Below are 18,507 nucleotides of genomic sequence, written 5' to 3' on the forward strand. Positions count from 1 at the left end.
ATTAAACACCATTTGAGGTCGCTATGAAGGCTTTTTTACCCACTGCCCTATTTATCAACCTATCTGTAGCTACTTTGATGCTAGTGGGCTTAACTAGCGCTGCCAACGCCGCTCAGAAGGTGCAAGGCTTTAGTGTAGAGAATTGTCGACCGCTGAATGATAAAGCCATTATGATAGATTTCTGCAGTCCACAAGCCATCGGGCTGTATAAACAGCAGTTGTCTAAGCCGATTAACTTTAATCGTAATTATGTATTATTTCCCATTGATGTACCTAAGTCAGTTAAAGGCTGGGGGAAAGTCACAAATTATGCCGCATTAAATCCTAAAACCAAGCAAGTGATTCCTATGAGTTTTGCTTTCTTCGCTGATCAAGGGTATGCCAGACTAAATTTTTCTAAAAATGCTAATAAGGTGTGTACGATGGATCATAACACCGCATTAATGGGCGATGGCGAGAATGCAGGCACCTATACCCCTGCGTCAGATGGCAATGTTAATTATTGTGTGGCGATGATTGATAATCAGTTTTTCTCCACCACGGTTGATTTTATGCCTTAAGCTATTTGTAACTATAAACAATATTAAGGTGATGATTTCTTAATTTATTTATGCTTGGTGTTTTAAGCCTGGTTTTAATAAACGGATTTTGTAGAAGGAAATTCTACTATGAATATAAAAATTGCAGTTTGCGTAGCTAGTTTATTTTTATCATCACTGAGCATAGCAAAGACATATGATTGGACGCCTTATCTAAAAGGGATACAAGATAACTGCGAAACCCCTGATTTAGATAAGTCAATTCCCACGAATCTAAAACCCTCTGTGATTAAAATGGAAAACCATCGTAAACTTGATGATGGGACATATGTGGGTAAAAAGGTATTTACGTTAAAAAATGCGATTTTATTTGGTTATCCTTTGACCAAAATATTAATGGATTCTAATGGGTATCAAGGTGAAACGCTGTTTTACTTCGCTGATACTAAATTTATGGCTCTTCGTAATCAATTCTATGCTGATACCAATAAAGGCAAATTATACGCCTCTGAAAAACGTAAAATCCTAGATCCTGATAGTATTGCTGGTGAACACTCCGCCAATGGCATTGGCTATAGCAGTGGAAGCGTAGGGCTTAATTTTAATGAAAAAACTAAGAGCATATCTTGTGGTTGGTCGGCAGGCTAAATTTTTTATAAAAAAATCATAAAGCTTTAATTCAAACACCTTTCTCAATTGGAAGATAAAACCATGAAAAAATTACGTACAATGACAGGGTTGATTTTAAGTTGTTTATCAATACCAAGTTTTGCGGACTGTGTTTCAAGCATTGATAACGATTATTTGGACAGAAAAATGCAATTTGCGACTGGTTATGAAGCAGCAATCATCCTAAATTGTAAGAAACCAACTCGGGCTTATGATAAAGCTGTGTGTAGCAATTCAAAATTAAAATCACTAGATGCGGTATCTGTTCAGAGTATAGTTGCAGATTTAGCGAATCAACAAAAATGGGACTTAGACGATGACCAAATTAAGTCTTACGCACAAAAGGAGTATCAATATCGCTATAAAAAAGCAGGCAAAACCCCAGAAAGTATTTGTAAGTTCTTATTAAAAGAACTTAAAGAAACGCAAGGTGGTTAGATTATTAACTTTGGTCACTTTAATTCAATAAATGCGAGGTTTTTCCTGAAAGTGCGTAACTGCTTATAATCCTCCTGACAGTAAAATAGGCAATGACAGATAAACCAACTAGTCACCCAAATCAAAAGCATGGACGAGTTCAAAGCCAACTTAAAATATTTAAACAAATAAAGCTATTTAAGCAATATTTCCTAATAATGAAGTTCAAGTATATGTGATTTATCAAACCTGCAGTAGCATTCACTATGTCGGAAGTCGTGACCAGAAAGTCTTTATACGGTGCTTAAAGCCTGTCTATAATGCAGTGAATAAGGACTAGGCTGAACTGGCTTTAGATAAAATTGATAGAATATGGGGCATTAAATACACTGCTGTGATTGCTTCTTAGCGAGACAAATGGCATTTGCTAAGTGCCTATTTTAAATACCCTGCGGTAGTCAGAAAAACCACTTATACCATCAATACTATTGCATCATTAAATGCTAGTTTAGGAAAAGTTAGAGATCGCCAAATTGAAACGATCTCTATAAATCATACAACTTAGGATAATTATCTCGGTTTTGGTCGAGATGGTATGACTACTTTTTCAGGCTCTTTTTTAGCTAGACCTTGATTTTTATCAGAGAGTGGAATTTCAGGTTTCGGTTGAAGTTTAGGCTGTTTCAATGCTAATTTATCAACCTCTAGGTCAGGCACTAATTCATTTTCTAATCGGTGATTTAAAACTGAATTTGGTTCCACATTAAGCGTTTTATTACTATCTAGCTGATTTTTTGCTTGCTCTTTTAACGCTTTTTGCTGTTTTTCTAATTCAATGGCTTTTTTCTTTAGTTCATATTTTTCAATAATTGATTCAAGCGTTCGATTAATTTCTCCTGCTTGGTCACTGTAGCAACTAAGCTTGCTATTTGTTGCTGTTGTTCGTCGTTTGCTGTCTTGAATTCTTGATTCGACGAGATTAGCGTTTGAGTAAGCTTCGTCAGTTCTTCGTTTTGCTTGGTCAGTAGCTGATTCTGCTCGTCTAACTTTGAAATAATTGCGTTTTCTCCCTCCGATAATCCCTCCAATTCTTTGGTAAAAAGCGTAGAGAGGTTGGTAAATTTGGTGTGTAATTCGCTGTACAGTTTCTCTGAGCGTTTCAGAAATAATTTGTAGAGCTGAGCGTCGTTTTGGTTGTTCATTTATTTGCCTTTTTGTAGTTGCTTGAATGTTATTATTAAATTGATCACGATGATCACCATCAAGATTAGTAAACAAATTGACTTGATTGCGTTGTTTTGAAAGCCTACTGTCACCCCCAGGATAAGTGTGATTATCAAAGTAGTATTGGAAAGTGAAAGTACTAAAACCAACTGATTTAATGACGATTTTTGGCGCAAAGTTGACGAATTTTGCTGTGCTAGAGTCTTGATTAAATCGGTATATTGTTGATTGCTTTGGTGGGTTAAATGGTTCTCTAATTGGCTTATTTTTGTCTGAGTATTCATCTCGAGCTGTTGATAAGATTGGATCATTGTCTGCTCGAGCTGTGCTTGTTGCGTCAGTAGCCTTTGTATTTCGATTATTATTTCGCTCTGCTCGTTTAAGGAAGGGTTTTTGTTTAGGTTTATCATTTCCAGATGATTCAGTTTCTGAAATAATAGCTCGAATTGGCTCACCAATTTGTTGCAGTTGTTGATCATCAATTGAGCTTGTTGCATATGATTCTCTGAAGCGTTTGCGAAGTCGTTCAGCACGTTTTGTAAGTTCTGTTTCATATGTTCTTCTCGCTCGCTTAGCTCGTTCTCTTTTTGCGTAATATTCATTTCGCGGATCTGCATCTCGTTGTGCTTGATGCTCTGAAATAAATCGTTCGCGTTCAAACTCTTTTTCATAAATAAATCCTTTTAAAGGAATACTATTGGCAGCCGTCTCGTCATACGGATTTTTGATATTAATCTGATTACGGTCACGCTTTAGCGGCACAATCTCTAAGCCTAAATTTTTAATTGCTTGTTTAATTTGCTCATGATTTAAAATGCTACCATCGGTAATTTTTTGCTGTAAATGCTCAGAAATCTGTTGCTGCAATACGCGATTAGTAAGCGGTTGTTTTCGATCAATCACGAAGGCTTGTCGTCGTTTTGGGTCATTTGGATCACTCAATCCATATCTAAAATTTGTCCAGTCCTTCCAAGCGTCAATACGTTTATTATCAATATTTGTGTAATACACCGTCAGTGCATTACCTGAGATTAAATCAACGTTAGCATAGACAAAGTTGAGTTCTAAGCGCACCTTTTTTGTAGTTGGATCAACTTTATCGGTGTGTCGCACCCAGTAGCCAGAAAAGTGATTTTTAGACATTTCTGGAAATAATGCATTTTCAAATGATTGCATGATTTCATGCTGTTCTTCTTCTGTCATCTTCGCAGATTCTTCACTGTCAAATGATAAACAGCCTGCTGTATAAATTTGTCCTTGTGATTCATAACTATTTATCACTTCCGTTGTAATGTCAGCATTACCCCGCAGTAAAACGGCAGTACCATTCGCTACTCTTTCTGGGCTTAATAAGTAATTTTTAGCCCCATCTCCACCCAGTGAATGATGCTTTTTAACATGACCTCGATCGAAGAATTTAACTAACATAGCTGGTTATTATTTTGATTAGTAGTGGGATTTTTTGATGCGATTAATTGATGGCTAATTTGCTGTGCTTCACCATAAATTTTATAAAGTAGTTCGTTCATTTCTTGCACATCAACAATCAATTGTAAGTAGTCCACAGTGACAAAACGTTGCTGATCGATATGTAGCAAATGCACCAACTGATTTAAGTTATTACAAGCCCCCGCAAATAATCGAATAAACTGTTTATCCAATCTTGCCGGAGTACGTTTGAGGACGGGATCTTCGAGCGATAAAGCATACTCTCGCATATAAGCGGCAACTGTCATCCCACGTTTTTTTGCTTTATTTTTTAAGTGATAAAGCTCACTATCACTTAAACGGATTTTGATCGACTGGGGTCTAATACGGCTAATTTTGTTAAATGTTAAGGTTTTATAATTAAGCTGTTTACCTGTGTCATCAGTAGGCAAATGATAAGGTTTTGGGACGTTTAATAATTTAATTAAACGGTTTTTTATCACAAACGTTTTGGCTTTTTTGAGTCGATATTTTCTTGCCGGAATAAAGACTAAGCTACTAAGCTGCGTCCCTCGATAGCTCGGATAAAAACTTGGTACTTTGAAAGCAAGCGGGATAGATTGGCGTCGGCGTTTTGTCATCATCGTAAAACTTTTAATGGTTTTTCTGCCTTTTTCCGCGAGGCTTTTATCGCGCAAAAAGGTACGGCCGAGTCAATTTGCGTAGCAAATTGACTCGGAAGGGGGTTGAGGGGGTTTACCCATCACAAGAAATGACGAATACGAAACGAAGTGGGGGTATTTGTCTTTGCTTGCTTTTTTATCATTTTTAGCCCTTTTTTCTACTATACCTATTTTTATCCTGTTACACAACCCGCTAAATTTATAAACTAATGTAAGTAAAATTTGCTGTATACCTACTTTTCTATAGCAAATTTAATGATTTTTATTAACGCTATGCTATGCTAGAGTTTTCTCAGCAATTTTCCAGAAGGCGTTATGAGTTATTTAAAACAGACAGAAATTTTAAAAATAGTCAGAGCCTGTGGTAGTTTAAAATCGCAAGCAGCTGCCAATGTTTTTAAAGCCATCGATGATGGGAACTTTGTATCTAAAAATATGATTAATTGTTCAATAAATCATTTTTTAGATCTACCCAATCATGCAAATTCTATACTTTATCCTAATGTTGATTTAAACAATGAATCTTTATTAAAACTTCAGGGAAATTTAAATAGTTACCGCGCACAAAAGCTTTATAAATTATTTTTTAATCGAGAAATTGATAAAAAGAAATTACTGGTTTTAAGCAAACCTAAAAACTATCACTATGAGCTCACAGTTAAAGAAGTCGTTGAGTATTTCACTCAAAATCTTGTGACTTTTAAAAAGTTGCTGGTATTGGAATATCACAATTTAAAAGTTGCCAGCAATTTAGGTTTAAAAGGGTTATATTTTGATATCCGCTATTTTAGGGGAATACTGCTTAACCTTAACGAAATCGATGAAGATACGGATATTTTCGAGACACATCCAGAGAAATTTGGTAGTAGGATACTTCAGGTTGGTTTTATGGATATCAACTGAATGGGCTATGTTAAAAAAGATGTTAGGGACTTAATTGACTTTCTTATTTTAAGAAATGATGAGAATTAGCCACAAGTTTTAAATACCTTATTGCTGCTATTTTAGTGAATTTTTAGTTGTAATATAGCTATAAGGGCTATCTTGGCTATAAGATGCCAATGTTGAGCATGTAAATCTTTATGATTAGACGGCTGATTAAATGTTGATGTTCGAATAAAAAATTAATTTTTAACCTTTTTCATTCTTTATATTGGGCAAGACGCTATCACCAAAAATAAATCTTTTAAGCTGTTAAAAGATTCACTTTATCTAAATAACGGCTATGTATAATTGTCACTATTTATACAAATTATATTTTTGATTAAAGGGTTATTTTCAACCATATTTTCTTTATGCTTTAAATATTTTAAAACCTATTTTTTTCATTGTTAGACAATAAGCCCGCGACCCTCCTGTCTATTGCAGCCTCATATGAAATGAGATAATTTCGATTTTAAGTAGGTACTATCTTGCATTTTTAAGTTGGTGCTACATGGAATGGGGTAAATAATATTGCTCTAGCAACCCTTGATTAGATACACTGGTATAATCATGAACAATTGCATTTTACTAATGGATATGTGTCGCCTGTTAAGGCTTAACACATCTACTGTTATTCATTAATTCGGTCAGACTATGCTGCCTGACTCAAATAATCCTACCTTCGACAATCTTAGGACGGGTAATTTTAAAAGGGACAGTCGTCATCTTTTAAATCTTGACTACAATTTTGCATATTTCGTTGATTAGCTGAGTAAATAAATTTATGACAGTCATCACAAATAAAGTTAAAAACTTGATGCTGATAAATATAGCTTTGCTCATAAATCTGTTTTGCGATTTTACAATAGCTACAACAGATATTGGCGTCAAATGCTCTCACTTTTTGCACAATCTCAGTAAGTTTATCAATATCTATTTGATAATAATTGCAAAGATATTTTATATGCGCCAATCGATCAATAAACTGATCAAGTGATGTCTCGAAATAATCTTTGCAAACCGTGAATTCAAACTCAGTAATGTTGTTTTGTTTCAAATAAAAAATAGTCATTTAATGGCCCTTAGTTGTACATTTCCTGTTGATATTTTTTAGTAATTAGCGCTAAAAAATTCTTCTTTAGCATTTGATAACTATCATCAAAATCACCGCAATTGAAAGCGCAGCAATTGTCTTTGACCCAATCTCTAACTGCTGTATAGTTGTCGCATTTTCGATATAACCCTAAATGAAAATATAGGTTATCGCCATATTGGATATTCAACTCATGAATCAGTTGTCGAGCTAATGCATCAGTTTGTCTTTTGATTTCTTGTTTGACAGTTAGGTGGCTTATCACTTGTGTCATGGTCGGTTGAATCATGCTCTTCTCCTAAATTGACTGATTTGAAATTTAATATAGAACTATGTGATAATATTTTTAGGAATTTTTTATTAAAATATTGAATAAAGTTCCTAATTTAGGAACTATGTTAATATTGTTTTATTCCTAAATCAAGTATTTATTTTCATTTTTAGGGAATTTTTTGTGATCAAAATCAATTTGCCTGTTTTACTGGCCGAACGTGGTATTAAAGTTGCTGATGTGGATCGACAGATTGATATTAGTCGCTCTACTCTATATCGAATGTACAATAATGATGTGATTAAAGTGGATTTAGATGCCTTAGATAAGCTATGTAAATTGCTTAATTGCACGCCTGGCGACCTCATTCTTTATGAAGATGATGACCAAACCGATGCCGTAAAAAAAGAGCCAACTAATTAGTTGGCTCTTTGCTGTATAGCTAAAAAAGGTTATAAAATATTTTTTCTAATAATCCCAATGATGACTTTTCACCATTCCCTTCCACACCGTCACACAAGCTAAAGCATCGGGTTTAGCACGGTGCGCATTGATATGTTCTATCCCAAAATGCAAACAAGCCTTGCTTAGGCTAAAATAACGATTGGCTTTAAAATACGGTGAGTATTGCCCGATAAAATCAGCAAACTGCTTACATAAACATTTGACATCCACTTGCTGCAAGCAAAGTTTATGCCCCGATTGACGCATCATACGCACATCGAAACTCGCGTTATAGGCATATAAGGTGCGTCCTTTGAGTAATTGCACAATCGCCGGTTGAATATCAATAAAGGTAGGTTTACCTATCAGCTTATGTGGATAAATACCATGCACCTTCAATGCGCCTAGGCTAGACGGTCTATCGGTATAAATCAGCGTATCGATAATCACATGTCGATCACTATCACAAAACGCAATTTCGATGATTTGATCATTCCTGCCGCCACCGGTGGTTTCAGTATCAAAGAATAAGGGTTTGCTGGTATCGTACTGTTGGTTGTACTGGACAACTTGGTTAAAGATGGCATCGATTTGAGATTGCGTATCTGCTGTCATTGGGGTTGAAGTCATTAAATTAATCAATCATGGGTGTAAGTCAGTCATATAAACGCTACCCTAGCCATTAAACAAATCCATTTGCGCCGTTTTAAGCGTTTTTTTCGGCTTTGGCCGATGTTCTGCTACATACCCATCACCCATCGGTTTAAGTAGCTCAAACGCGTCCTCATGATGCATATTGAGCCAATCCTGGCGATGCTCAGGTTCAATCACCACAATCGAGCGTTTTTCATCTTCAGGCTTGTAAAATTGTGACATGAAAGGATGATTATCGGCATTGATGGTCAGCATGGTCATGAAGCGAATGATTTGCTCCCCTATCTTAACAATTTCATATAAAGCGGCTACGGTAAACGGCTCATTATCTTCACGGTGAATGCCATAGCGATGTGCTTTACCGTTAATGTATTTAGGCTAATAGATAGTTTGTACCGGAATTAACGCAAACTGATTGTTGTACCAAGCATGTTTAAAACTCGGTTTATCCATCACCGTTTCTAAGGGCATCATAAGTGTGCTTGGCAATATCGGTATCTTAGGCCCATTTAGGCACCATTCCAAACATGGCTGAGTGCCACTCGGCAAGATCACCTCTCGTATTTGATAAGAGGTTAGCAAATAGCAAGGGGGGTTCATAGCCTGAGTAAATATCCTGTTTGACGGCAAAGCTGAGCTGTTGATTGGTAAATAACGGCGCTTGCGTAGCGCTAATGGGTTGAAAGTTGGCACACATCAGGGTTTCTCTTTTAACATGGATTTATTAACAGCCGTTAGCAAACTCGCACTAATGCACTTTGAGTAGATCTGATAGCTTGGTGGTATAGCTGGGGCTTAAAAACTCTCGATTCATCTGCCAATCTTGCTGCTTGGCTATTCTACTTACAGGAATTTCAACGTTTAAATATATAAAATTTTAAAAACGAAAAATTTCTTTTTTAGGTTTTTATAGTTTTTAAAGGTTTATAGACCATCTGTATGCCTGATGTAGCCCGGTTTTGGAGGACATAAATAGGACGGATTGACTACTTTAATGGGACGGATTGACTACTTTAATGGGACGGATTGACTACTTTAATGGGACGGATTGACTACTTTAATGGGACTATGATATTTTGTGTCCTATTAATTATTGGAATTTTGCCATGAGTAATGATCTAATTGTGAAATCTAATGTAGTTATTACTGCCAGTTATCACTTAACTGCAAATGAACAACGCTTGATTCTTTCTGCAATTTCTCAAATACCTAAAGGTGTGGAAGTTCAAGATGAAGAGGTTTATACCGTCGAAGTCAGCGATTTTATTGAAATGGGTGTGCATCCTAAAACTGCATATAGAGAAATGCGTGAAGCGGCTGAACGTTTGTATGAACGTTCTATTGTATTAAAAGTAGGTGACGATGTACTAAAAACTCGCTGGGTACAGGATATGGGAGTTGGAACTGGCGAAGGTATGATTAAACTTGCTCAAAGTTTAGGATTACAACCAACTAAAATGCCTAATAATCAGCATTTTGTGGTTCTCAGATTTAGTAAATCAATTTTGCCCTATTTGAGCAATTTATCAGCTAATTTTACCCAATATTTAAAACAAGATATTGCAGGGCTTAGTAGCTCGTATAGTATTAGATTCTTTGAATTACTCATGCAATTTAAAGATACAGGGTTTCGAAAAATCACAATTGAAGATTTAAGAGAGTTTCTTGATCTTGGTGACAAATACCCTGCAACCAAAGATTTGAAAGTACGAGTTATTGAAACTGCAGTCAATGAAATTAATGAAAAAACTAAAATTAATGTTGAATATAAACTTGTAAAAACGGGAAAAAAATTCACTCATCTTGAGCTAAAATTCAAATTAAAAGCTCAAGCTAAAAAAACTGCGCAACCTGTTGGTAAGACAATTGATATGTTTGAGTCAGAGAAAAAAAATCCTCTAGCACTATCATGGCAAATAAAAGGACTATCAGATGGTCAAATTAATAAATTGGCCAAATTTAAAAAGGAGTTTCTAGATGCTAATAGTAGTTTACTCGCAAGCAATGATAGTAGAAGTTATGATGAAGTTTTTAATAGTTGGCGTGTCTTACTAAAAGACCCTACTAGTGTTAAAAAATTTAAAAATATTCAAGAAATATTAGAAAGAAGTTGGTAGAAATACGTCCTATTTAATCATATAATTTATTACATAAGTTAATGCTAATGAGTAACTTGCGTAAGTAATTTCATTAAATAATATTACATCTATGTGAAAAATTAATTTAAATCAATAAATTATATATGATAAAATTTTGAATAAATTAATTAACTTACGTAACTTAAATCTGTTAAAATTGTTATGTAACTTTAATAACTTAGATAAAAGGTGTAACTTATGATAATCTTAATTGGCGGTGAAAAAGGTGGTTCAGGCAAGAGCTGCTTAGCTCAAAATATTGCAGTTTATTTGCAGAATAGAAATCGAGACATCTTATTGTTAGATGCTGACCCGCAGGGTACAACGACTGACTGGGTAAAAGAGCGGGAGCAAAACCAAATTTCTAAAACACTCCCATCAGTGCAATGCTCAGGTAATATTAGACAGACACTAATTGATTTGTCAAAGCGTTATCAAGATATTGTCATTGATGCAGGTGGTCAAGATTCTGAAGCCTTACGTTCTGCTATGACTGTTGCAACCCATATGTTGTTGCCTTTTAGACCTAAACGTCGGGATTTAAAAACACTGGCACACATGGAAAATCTGGTGAAAATGGCAAAAGCCATCAATCCTAATTTAAAAGCAAAAGCCGTCATGACACAATGTCCAACTTTGCCCAGTCAATTCCAGCGTATCACCGATGCTAAAGATGCTTGTGAATCCTTTAATATTCCAGCTCTTCAAAATTTCACCAGTAATCGTAATATTTATGATGACGCTGATGAAAATGGATTTACAGTATTTGAAGCCAAAGGTGATACAGATGGCAAGGCTAGCGCAGAAATTGTAGCGATTGCCGAAGAGTTTTTAGGAGAAGTATAATGGGTTTAAGTGATTTAAAGAAAAAAGGTTATAATGCTGATATCTCTGTCGATAGTTTTATTGGTGGGGCGAATACCCATTCGCTACAAAAAGAATCGAAGGCTAAATATATTCGCCAAACTTTTTCACTTACCCAAGAAGTGAGTGATCAAATCGATGAATTACTTGTAAAAAGTAGGGTCGCTCGTGCTAATCGTTCGATAATTGTCAAAACAGCGATTCAGCAGCTAAGCTTTCTTTCAGAAGAACAATTAAATTTAGCAGTTCTCGCAACAAAAAATGAAGAAAGTTAAATAACTTAAGTAAGTTATATCTTTTAGTAAATGTTATAACTTACTTTTTGTGCATAACTTACATAAGTTACTCTTGGGAAATAAGTTTATTAAGTTATTGAAATTATCTTGTGATTCTTAGTGGGGATCTAATAAATGGTAAAAAAACAATTTCCTATCGGCATCCAAAATTTAGCCGAACTAAGACAAGGTAACTATTATTACGTCGATAAAACGGCCAAAATCATTGAACTAATTAATACTAGTAAATATATTTTTTTATCAAGACCTAGACGGTTTGGCAAAAGCCTGACCCTTGATACTATTGCTGAAATATTTGCAGGTAACAAGGCGCTATTCACTGGATTATATGCTGAACATCACTGGCAATGGGAGCAATCCTATCCTGTTATTCGCATTAGCTTTGATGGCGGTATAGAAGGTTACGATGACTTATCTCTTGCTTTATCGGACATTTTAACGGCTTTAGAAGAAAGATGGCGTATTACTAATAGCTTAAAAACGATTAGTGGTAGGTTTCAAGCACTCATTCAGCATTGCCATGAAACAACAGGGCAAAAAGTTGTCATATTGATAGATGAATACGATAAGCCGATTTTAGACAGTTTGCAGAATTCAGAAAAATCTATTATTGTCCGTAATCAATTAAGGGATTTTTATTCCGTTATTAAAGGTCAAGATGCCCATATACAATTTGCCATGCTCACAGGCGTTTCTAAATTTAGTAAAATCAATCTATTTTCAGGTTTAAATAATCTATACGATGTTACCTTAGATGAAAGATTCTCAGCGCTTTGTGGTTACACCCAATCTGAGCTTGAAAACGTATTCGCTGTAGAATTAGATAAAGTGGATCTTGAAGAGTTAAAAAAATGGTATAACGGCTATAATTGGACAGGTGAAGCAGTCTATAACCCCTTTGACGTCTTACTGTTTTTAAGTAACCCACAAAAGCTCTATAAAAACTACTGGGTAGAAACAGGTAATGCAACCTTCTTAATGGATAAGCTATTAAATGAAAACATCCATATCCATCAACTAATTGGTAGACTTATTGATAGTCAAAACCTATCACAATTTGAAATAAGCGATATCAGTATCATCGCCTTACTATTTCAAACGGGTTATCTCACCATTGATAAAATGCTGTTAAAACCCAGTGTACGTTATACCCTAAAATTTCCCAACATTGAAGTACAACAAAGCTTATCGGAATCACTGCTATTAAAATACATCGCCCATGCCAAAGATGATATGTTACTCAAACAAAGTGAACTTTACGAAGCGATTGTTCAGCATAATCTTGATGGCATTGAAAGCATCATCCAAGCATTTTTTAGTAGCATTCCCCATAACTGGCACAGAAATAATCCGATTGCCAATTACGAAGGCTATTGGGCCAGCGTCTTCTACGCACTGTTTGCCAGTTTAGGCTTTCAAACCATCACAGAAGACGCAACAAGTCTTGGTAACATCGACATGACACTCATCATTGGAGACCACGTTTACATTTTTGAATTTAAAGTCGTGAATGGTAAAAACGCTCAACCACAAGGAACCGCCTTAGCTCAAATACAACAGAAGCGTTATGCTGACAAATACACAACACCCAGTCGTATCATTCATCAGATAGGTATAGAATTTCATAGAGAAACGCATACGGTAATATTTGATAGAAGAGAAGGGTAAACTAAATGTACTTAGCCTAAGCCAAAAATTTTACATCATCTAGACTATGTTAATTGTAGCGATTCTCATTGAAAATCCATTACCGTCTATCAAATCATGGAATTAATGCATAAATTCTGTTAGTTATTACACCATTATAAATTTACTTGATAATCACGAAAACCTATTGTTTTTCGTGAGTTTGTAAATCAGCGCCAATTCGGCGCCTTTTTATTCCATTTATTTCACGATAAAGCCAAATAAATCTAAATATGATAAGATGGGGTAATTATCTTTTATCGTGAGAATTTCATCATGAGTTTAATCGGTTATGCTCGAGTATCCACATCGGAAGGGAAACAACTCCTTAACCGTCAAGTTGATGCGTTAAAAGAAATCGGCTGTGAGCGAATTTTTGAAGACAAAGCATCAGGCAGTAATTCTCAACGTAAGGGTCTGGATGATTGTCTCAACTATTTGAGAAAAGGCGATGTGTTGGTTGTTTTGGATTTGGATAGGTTAGGGCGGTTAGCTAGTGATCTTATAAAGTTGATTGATGAACTGGCTGAGAAAGACATTGGCTTTAAAGCCATTAACTCACCAATGGATACAACCACCCCTGCAGGTCGAGCGTTTTTACAAATTCAAGCGGCGTTTGCAGAGATGGAGCGTAATATTATCCGCCAGCGGGTGAAAGAGGGGATTGCGGCTGCTCGGGCTCGTGGTCGTAAAGGTGGTCGACCTAGAATCATGACGGCTGAGAAACTTAAATATGCCCAACATCTGATGGCTGATCAAACCAAAAGCATTCCAGCGATTTGTAAAGAATTGGGCGATATTCCCAGTAGTACGCTGTATCACTATGTGACGGCGAAAGGGGAGTTGAAGAAAGCTGGAGTGGATTTGTTAGCACATGAATAATTATCAGTAAGCATGAGCAATTTATCTTGACGACTGGGCATCTTATTGTTATTTTTTACAAAAATGTATTTACAATACTAAATAGATTGATTTAAATTAGGCTTAAATGAATTTTTCTTGGGATTAGAATAAGGCTGCCAGTAACTTTGAAAAACATAGTATTAGCTTTGAAGAAGCCATGCTCGTATTTGCTGACCCGTTTCTTTTGATGAATCAAGATAGAATCGAAAATGGTGAAATGCGATGGCAGAGTATAGGAGAAATTGAAGGCATTGCTGTTATTCTGGTTGCCCATACTTGGCATGATAAGGACGGTGAGGAGTATATCCGTATTATCTCAGCCCGTCCTGCAGATAAAAGGGAAAAGAAACATTATGAGCAAAATCGTTACTCGAAGTATTGATTTAAGCAATCCACCTAAATTAACTGACGAAGCAAAAGCTCGTCTTGCTAAACTAAATGAGGCAGAGATTGACTATTCTGATATCCCACCATTAAAGGATGATTTTTGGGCGAACGCTGTTAGCAATCCGCTGTATAAGCCAACCAAACAAATCGCCACGGTACGCATAGACAGTGACGTATTGCTATGGCTCAAGTCTCAAGGCAAGGGTTATCAAACTCGGATGAATGCTATTTTAAGACAGGCGATGTTGACTGAGTTGGCAGAAACGCATTAGTCGCCTATGATATCAGCTAACCCAAGTTTTTACTTTAAAGCTAGATTTGTGGGTTTGTTAGACGCTGTTTGATATACGGGTTAATATACGAAAACAGGGGCGATTTGCCCCTGTTTTTTTGCCCAAAATGGAGTGTCTAAAAAACCAGAGTTTTTTAGACACCTTGACCTTTATCAATTTTAAAAATACTCGACTAAATTCCTTAACGTACTATTTTCTCCGAATTCTGGGGTAACCCCTAACATAGGTATTAATTCTGCAAATGGAATGTATCTTGTTAGAACTGCATTTATATTTATTTGTTCATGCACCTCGATACTTATTTCTAATATGCAGGCTGCTTACCCCAATCATAAATACCGCGTTTGTAAGCATAAATCAGCATGATTAAGCCGGCGATAATCATCGGCGCGCTTAAGATTTGCCCTTTGGTCATCCAACCTAATAATATGAATCCTTGGTCAGCATCTGGCTGGCGGAAGAATTCAATGATAAAGCGGCTGATGCCATAGCCTAGTAAGAATACAGCGGAGGCGGCCATACGTGGACGTGGTTTTGATGAATACCACCATAAGAATATAAATAGCAGCAGACCTTCGGCAAAGGCTTCATATAGCTGTGATGGATGACGAGGCAATATGTATTGACCATTGACTTCAATCATCAATTCTTGCAATTGTGGATTGCTCTGTAATTGCTCCATATCAAACGCCGCGGCTTGCGGAAAGTAGGTCAGCCAGTTATAGCCACCGTCTGAGACGCGACCCCATAATTCGCCATTGATATAGTTGCCGATACGCCCAAACAGTAAGCCGGTTGGTACACAAGGAACGATAAAATCGAATACTTGAAAGGTAGTCTTTTTATATTTACGGGCAAAGAACCACATACCTAGCATGACGCCGATAAAGCCGCCGTGGAAAGACATACCGCCTTCCCAGACTTTTAATATATAGGCAGGGTTTTGGAGTAATTCACCGAACTGATAAAACAGCACATAGCCAATACGACCGCCTAAGATGACACCAAGCGCGCCATAAAAGACTAAGTCAGAGACCATGTCGGTGGTCCAATTGTCGCGTTTGGTACTGCGATACCAAGCCAAACCGTAAGCGGCAGCAAAGGCTAGCAAATACATTAGCCCATACCAGTGCACTTCCAATGGACCGAAGGAAAGCGCTACGGGATCATACTGAGGATGAATCATCATAAAGGCATCATAATTATTGGTAATAGAATGTATGAAATAGGCTTATATAAGAAATTTTTTGTCCAACAATTGAAAAGTACAACTATCGCAAGTCAGAATCTCATCTTATGGATAGAGAGACCTTCCAAGTAAACTCGCCTTCGATCTAATCTGAGCGGTTCATAGGCAGTATGAAGGTATTTACTACCTGGCAATCAACAACTTTACAGCAACCTCAAAAAGACACTCATCTTTGATAGTAATACTAACTTTGCCATTATGAGCATTGGCGATAGCTTGCACAATAGATAAGCCTAAGCCTGTTCCTGAATGCATCGTATTCGTTTTATCATGACGATAGAATCGCTCAAACAGTTTATCGGCTTCAATCTGATTTAATGGTTTGTCTAGACGGTTGGTCATAGTTATTCTTAACCAGAGCTGCTCTGGGGATTGAATATCGTCTTTTGGCGCATTAAGCGAGGTGCTTGAAGTGAGGACAGTAGCGGATATCATAATAGTGCTATTACTAGCCGCATAATAAATCGCATTTGACATCAGGTTGGCAAACAGCCGTTGCAATAAGCCTTTATCACCTAGTACTGTTTTAAAATCACCCGATTTTTCAAAGATTATCTCACGATCCTCAGCAATCATCTCATAATAATCTATAAGCTTTGTGATCAAGCTCTCTATATCGACATGACTGATTTGCGAATCACTCAGCTCTTTTTGAGTTTTTGCCAGTAATAACATATCGTTAATCATGGCGGATAACTGCTTTAACGTATCATGCTGATGATGCAATTGCTCAATGTATTCGTCGTTTTCTCTTGGCTTAGTTAACATGACTTGCGTTTGCGTACTCAGCGTCGCTATTGGCGTACGTAGCTCATGGGCGATATTGTCTGAAAACCGTGATAATGATTCAAAGTTACTTTCAAGCTTGACCATCATAGAATTATAAGACTCCGTTAGTGGACGTAATTCTAACGGCATATCGCCAACCACAATTCTTTCATCTAACCTTTGAAGATTAATGCCTTTCATCTTTTGTACGATAGTAGCTAGGGGAGCAAAACCCCAGTGTACACTTAGTGCTGCTACTGAAACCAATAATAAGGTAATGGCGATAAGTATCAAGCTCAGCTGGCGATTAAACTGGACAAGATATTGATGATGCACATCGATAGGTAGAGCAATAAATGCCAAAACCTCTTGATGTGTAACGATAATGGCTCGGTAATGCCTATTATTTATCTTGATCATAAACTGCTGATCGCGATAGTCCTGCAATAGTTGTAACAAGCTAAAATCTGCCGGTAGATCATTGATGAAATTACTGGGATTGCTGGACAATAAATTGCCGTTTTTGTCTGATATTAACGTTTTTAAATCATAGTCTAACCAAGAAGAATGTAGATGATTGGCATCAATTAGCGCTTGCGACTTTGACACTGTAAAAGGTTCTATGTGATCGTTAAAATTCACCATGCGTTTACGCAGGTTAAAAGCTGCATGGGTAATAATCTCTGAGTCCATTTGCTCAAAGTGCTCGTTAACAGAGCGCTGAACCCATATATAAATAACAACTTGAGAGATAACAACAAATATTGTCAGTAAAAAAACAGTACGCCATAACAAAGGCCAGCGTCGATTCTTAAATTTATCTCTCATTTTATTTTAGATCATCTTTGTTGGTGTCATCGTCGCCCATGCTACTGTCTGCTCCGACATTCAGTGGCTCTAATCGATAGCCCATACCGCGTACTGTGTGAATAAGCTTGGTGTCAAAACCATCATCGATTTTTATCCGTAGCCGTCTTATAGCCACGTCAATGACATTCGTATCACTCTCAAAGTTTATATCCCATACTTGCGAGGCGATCACAGTGCGCGGCAGTACCTCACCTTGACGTTCTAAGAAAAATTGTAATAAAGCAAATTCTTTAGCAGTCAATTTTATGTTGGTATCGCCTCTATATACAGTGCGTTTAGCAATATCCATTTTTAGGTCAGCCATATGTATGACAGAGCTTTTATAGTCTGATTGATTGGCACGCCGCAATAGGCTTTTTATTCGGACAATTAGCTCGGCAAAAGCAAAAGGTTTGGTCAGATAATCATCGCCACCAATTTCAATGCCCTTAATCCGATCGCTTAAATCATCTTTAGCGGTTAAAAATAAAACAGGCGTATGCTTTCCAGCAGCACGGTAGCGCTGTATCAGCTCAAAGCCGCTGACGTCAGGCAGCATCACATCCATCACCACCACACTAAAATCTTCAGTCATCAACGCATGATAGCCATCTAAACCTGTCATGTGATGATCCACGATGAAACCGGCCTCAGTTAAGCCTTTCTTAATATATTCTCCAAGGTTTTTCTCATCTTCTACTAACAGTACTTTCATCGTTGCTTACCTT

20 protein-coding genes and 2 pseudogenes are annotated in these 18,507 nt (G+C 36.7%); 12 read left to right on the plus strand and 10 right to left on the minus strand.

The genetic code is table 11. The features are described from left to right. Nucleotides 1–23: 23 nt before the first annotated feature. From RNZ41_RS11595 to RNZ41_RS11605, 3 genes are all read left to right on the plus strand, one after another. Nucleotides 24–560, plus strand: a complete 537-nt coding sequence (locus RNZ41_RS11595; RefSeq protein ID WP_060996146.1) for a hypothetical protein — start codon at nucleotides 24–26, stop codon at nucleotides 558–560. Nucleotides 561–668: 108 nt separating this feature from the next. After that, a complete protein-coding gene (locus RNZ41_RS11600) occupies nucleotides 669–1,187 on the plus strand; it encodes a hypothetical protein (RefSeq protein WP_060996145.1) in 519 nt (172 codons plus the stop codon). A gap of 63 nt (nucleotides 1,188–1,250) precedes the next feature. Next, nucleotides 1,251–1,646, plus strand: a complete 396-nt coding sequence (locus RNZ41_RS11605) for a hypothetical protein (protein ID WP_060996144.1) — start codon at nucleotides 1,251–1,253, stop codon at nucleotides 1,644–1,646. Nucleotides 1,647–2,195: 549 nt separating this feature from the next. Here the strand turns inward: RNZ41_RS11605 and RNZ41_RS11610 are convergent. Then, a complete protein-coding gene (locus RNZ41_RS11610; protein WP_065253213.1) occupies nucleotides 2,196–4,277 on the minus strand; it encodes a hypothetical protein in 2,082 nt (693 codons plus the stop codon). Further along, entirely contained in the window at nucleotides 4,271–4,921 is a 651-nt protein-coding gene (locus RNZ41_RS11615; RefSeq protein ID WP_065253214.1) for a plasmid mobilization protein, read from the minus strand. The genes RNZ41_RS11610 and RNZ41_RS11615 overlap by 7 nt, the downstream gene beginning before the upstream one ends. Before the next feature lie 354 nt (nucleotides 4,922–5,275). On the opposite strand from RNZ41_RS11615, the gene RNZ41_RS11620 reads away from it, so the two are divergent. Then, complete coding sequence (locus RNZ41_RS11620) at nucleotides 5,276–5,863, plus strand: hypothetical protein (RefSeq protein ID WP_060996141.1); 588 nt, start codon at nucleotides 5,276–5,278, stop codon at nucleotides 5,861–5,863. A gap of 727 nt (nucleotides 5,864–6,590) precedes the next feature. Here RNZ41_RS11620 and RNZ41_RS11625 read toward each other — a convergent pair. Continuing rightward, nucleotides 6,591–6,956 carry a hypothetical protein gene (locus tag RNZ41_RS11625; protein WP_060996140.1) on the minus strand — a complete coding sequence of 122 codons (366 nt, stop codon included), beginning with the start codon at nucleotides 6,954–6,956 and terminating at the stop codon, nucleotides 6,591–6,593. A 10-nt stretch (nucleotides 6,957–6,966) separates the two neighbouring features. After that, nucleotides 6,967–7,266, minus strand: a complete 300-nt coding sequence (locus tag RNZ41_RS11630) for a hypothetical protein (RefSeq protein ID WP_060996139.1) — start codon at nucleotides 7,264–7,266, stop codon at nucleotides 6,967–6,969. A gap of 165 nt (nucleotides 7,267–7,431) precedes the next feature. On the opposite strand from RNZ41_RS11630, the gene RNZ41_RS11635 reads away from it, so the two are divergent. Next, nucleotides 7,432–7,671: a helix-turn-helix domain-containing protein gene (locus tag RNZ41_RS11635; RefSeq protein ID WP_060996138.1), complete on the plus strand. Its 240-nt coding sequence runs from the start codon at nucleotides 7,432–7,434 to the stop codon at nucleotides 7,669–7,671. A 45-nt stretch (nucleotides 7,672–7,716) separates the two neighbouring features. On the opposite strand, the gene RNZ41_RS11640 is transcribed toward RNZ41_RS11635, so the two are convergent. From RNZ41_RS11640 to RNZ41_RS11845, 3 genes and pseudogenes are all read right to left on the minus strand, one after another. Further along, nucleotides 7,717–8,322 carry a 3'-5' exonuclease gene (locus tag RNZ41_RS11640; protein WP_096489783.1) on the minus strand — a complete coding sequence of 202 codons (606 nt, stop codon included), beginning with the start codon at nucleotides 8,320–8,322 and terminating at the stop codon, nucleotides 7,717–7,719. A 45-nt stretch (nucleotides 8,323–8,367) separates the two neighbouring features. Continuing rightward, nucleotides 8,368–9,043 (minus strand): annotated as a pseudogene (locus RNZ41_RS11645) (SOS response-associated peptidase family protein). 51 nt (nucleotides 9,044–9,094) lie between these two features. After that, nucleotides 9,095–9,217, minus strand: coding sequence for a DUF4113 domain-containing protein (locus tag RNZ41_RS11845; RefSeq protein ID WP_406878244.1), 123 nt, complete (start codon nucleotides 9,215–9,217; stop codon nucleotides 9,095–9,097). Nucleotides 9,218–9,452: 235 nt separating this feature from the next. Here RNZ41_RS11845 and RNZ41_RS11650 point away from each other — a divergent pair, with 235 nt between their 5' ends. From RNZ41_RS11650 to RNZ41_RS11680, 7 genes and pseudogenes are all read left to right on the plus strand, one after another. Then, a complete protein-coding gene (locus RNZ41_RS11650; RefSeq protein WP_060996129.1) occupies nucleotides 9,453–10,463 on the plus strand; it encodes a replication initiation protein in 1,011 nt (336 codons plus the stop codon). 219 nt (nucleotides 10,464–10,682) lie between these two features. Next, nucleotides 10,683–11,330 (plus strand): AAA family ATPase, encoded by a 648-nt coding sequence (locus RNZ41_RS11655; protein WP_060995182.1) that lies wholly within the window; start codon nucleotides 10,683–10,685, stop codon nucleotides 11,328–11,330. Next, complete coding sequence (locus tag RNZ41_RS11660; protein ID WP_060995181.1) at nucleotides 11,330–11,623, plus strand: hypothetical protein; 294 nt, start codon at nucleotides 11,330–11,332, stop codon at nucleotides 11,621–11,623. Before RNZ41_RS11655 ends, RNZ41_RS11660 begins: the two co-directional genes overlap by 1 nt. Nucleotides 11,624–11,758: 135 nt before the next feature. Then, entirely contained in the window at nucleotides 11,759–13,312 is a 1,554-nt protein-coding gene (locus RNZ41_RS11665; RefSeq protein WP_060995180.1) for an ATP-binding protein, read from the plus strand. Nucleotides 13,313–13,606: 294 nt separating this feature from the next. Continuing rightward, nucleotides 13,607–14,212: a recombinase family protein gene (locus tag RNZ41_RS11670; RefSeq protein WP_314027888.1), complete on the plus strand. Its 606-nt coding sequence runs from the start codon at nucleotides 13,607–13,609 to the stop codon at nucleotides 14,210–14,212. Nucleotides 14,213–14,318: 106 nt separating this feature from the next. Further along, nucleotides 14,319–14,615, plus strand: a pseudogene (locus RNZ41_RS11675) (BrnT family toxin). Further along, a complete protein-coding gene (locus RNZ41_RS11680; RefSeq protein WP_314027890.1) occupies nucleotides 14,587–14,892 on the plus strand; it encodes a BrnA antitoxin family protein in 306 nt (101 codons plus the stop codon). Before RNZ41_RS11675 ends, RNZ41_RS11680 begins: the two are co-directional and overlap by 29 nt. Nucleotides 14,893–15,217: 325 nt before the next feature. Here the strand turns inward: RNZ41_RS11680 and lgt are convergent, their stop codons facing one another. From lgt to RNZ41_RS11695, 3 genes are all read right to left on the minus strand, one after another. After that, entirely contained in the window at nucleotides 15,218–16,102 is an 885-nt protein-coding gene (gene lgt, locus RNZ41_RS11685) for a prolipoprotein diacylglyceryl transferase (RefSeq protein WP_099808678.1), read from the minus strand. A 183-nt stretch (nucleotides 16,103–16,285) separates the two neighbouring features. Continuing rightward, nucleotides 16,286–17,758: an ATP-binding protein gene (locus tag RNZ41_RS11690; protein ID WP_099808679.1), complete on the minus strand. Its 1,473-nt coding sequence runs from the start codon at nucleotides 17,756–17,758 to the stop codon at nucleotides 16,286–16,288. A 1-nt stretch (nucleotide 17,759) separates the two neighbouring features. Then, the gene (locus RNZ41_RS11695; protein ID WP_099808680.1) at nucleotides 17,760–18,494 is read right to left on the minus strand and encodes a heavy metal response regulator transcription factor; all 735 of its coding nucleotides are present in this window, start codon (nucleotides 18,492–18,494) and stop codon (nucleotides 17,760–17,762) included. Nucleotides 18,495–18,507: the final 13 nt, after the last annotated feature.

Origin of the sequence: Moraxella sp. DOX410 (assembly GCF_032248735.1) — a bacterium.
Classification (GTDB): domain Bacteria; phylum Pseudomonadota; class Gammaproteobacteria; order Pseudomonadales; family Moraxellaceae; genus Faucicola; species Faucicola tetraodonis.

Bases quoted from the DNA above. Each gene is read 5' to 3' on its own strand.
- lgt (WP_099808678.1), bottom strand. From the start codon at position 16,102: ATGATGATTCATCCTCAGTATGATCCCGTAGCGCTTTCCTTCGGTCCA.
- RNZ41_RS11670 (WP_314027888.1), top strand. From the start codon at position 13,607: ATGAGTTTAATCGGTTATGCTCGAGTATCCACATCGGAAGGGAAACAA.
- RNZ41_RS11655 (WP_060995182.1), top strand. From the start codon at position 10,683: ATGATAATCTTAATTGGCGGTGAAAAAGGTGGTTCAGGCAAGAGCTGC.
- RNZ41_RS11600 (WP_060996145.1), top strand. From the start codon at position 669: ATGAATATAAAAATTGCAGTTTGCGTAGCTAGTTTATTTTTATCATCA.
- RNZ41_RS11620 (WP_060996141.1), top strand. From the start codon at position 5,276: ATGAGTTATTTAAAACAGACAGAAATTTTAAAAATAGTCAGAGCCTGT.
- RNZ41_RS11665 (WP_060995180.1), top strand. From the start codon at position 11,759: ATGGTAAAAAAACAATTTCCTATCGGCATCCAAAATTTAGCCGAACTA.
- RNZ41_RS11690 (WP_099808679.1), bottom strand. From the start codon at position 17,758: ATGAGAGATAAATTTAAGAATCGACGCTGGCCTTTGTTATGGCGTACT.
- RNZ41_RS11680 (WP_314027890.1), top strand. From the start codon at position 14,587: ATGAGCAAAATCGTTACTCGAAGTATTGATTTAAGCAATCCACCTAAA.
- RNZ41_RS11660 (WP_060995181.1), top strand. From the start codon at position 11,330: ATGGGTTTAAGTGATTTAAAGAAAAAAGGTTATAATGCTGATATCTCT.
- RNZ41_RS11625 (WP_060996140.1), bottom strand. From the start codon at position 6,956: ATGACTATTTTTTATTTGAAACAAAACAACATTACTGAGTTTGAATTC.
- RNZ41_RS11650 (WP_060996129.1), top strand. From the start codon at position 9,453: ATGAGTAATGATCTAATTGTGAAATCTAATGTAGTTATTACTGCCAGT.
- RNZ41_RS11605 (WP_060996144.1), top strand. From the start codon at position 1,251: ATGAAAAAATTACGTACAATGACAGGGTTGATTTTAAGTTGTTTATCA.
- RNZ41_RS11610 (WP_065253213.1), bottom strand. From the start codon at position 4,277: ATGTTAGTTAAATTCTTCGATCGAGGTCATGTTAAAAAGCATCATTCA.
- RNZ41_RS11595 (WP_060996146.1), top strand. From the start codon at position 24: ATGAAGGCTTTTTTACCCACTGCCCTATTTATCAACCTATCTGTAGCT.
- RNZ41_RS11615 (WP_065253214.1), bottom strand. From the start codon at position 4,921: ATGATGACAAAACGCCGACGCCAATCTATCCCGCTTGCTTTCAAAGTA.
- RNZ41_RS11630 (WP_060996139.1), bottom strand. From the start codon at position 7,266: ATGATTCAACCGACCATGACACAAGTGATAAGCCACCTAACTGTCAAA.
- RNZ41_RS11640 (WP_096489783.1), bottom strand. From the start codon at position 8,322: ATGACTTCAACCCCAATGACAGCAGATACGCAATCTCAAATCGATGCC.
- RNZ41_RS11695 (WP_099808680.1), bottom strand. From the start codon at position 18,494: ATGAAAGTACTGTTAGTAGAAGATGAGAAAAACCTTGGAGAATATATT.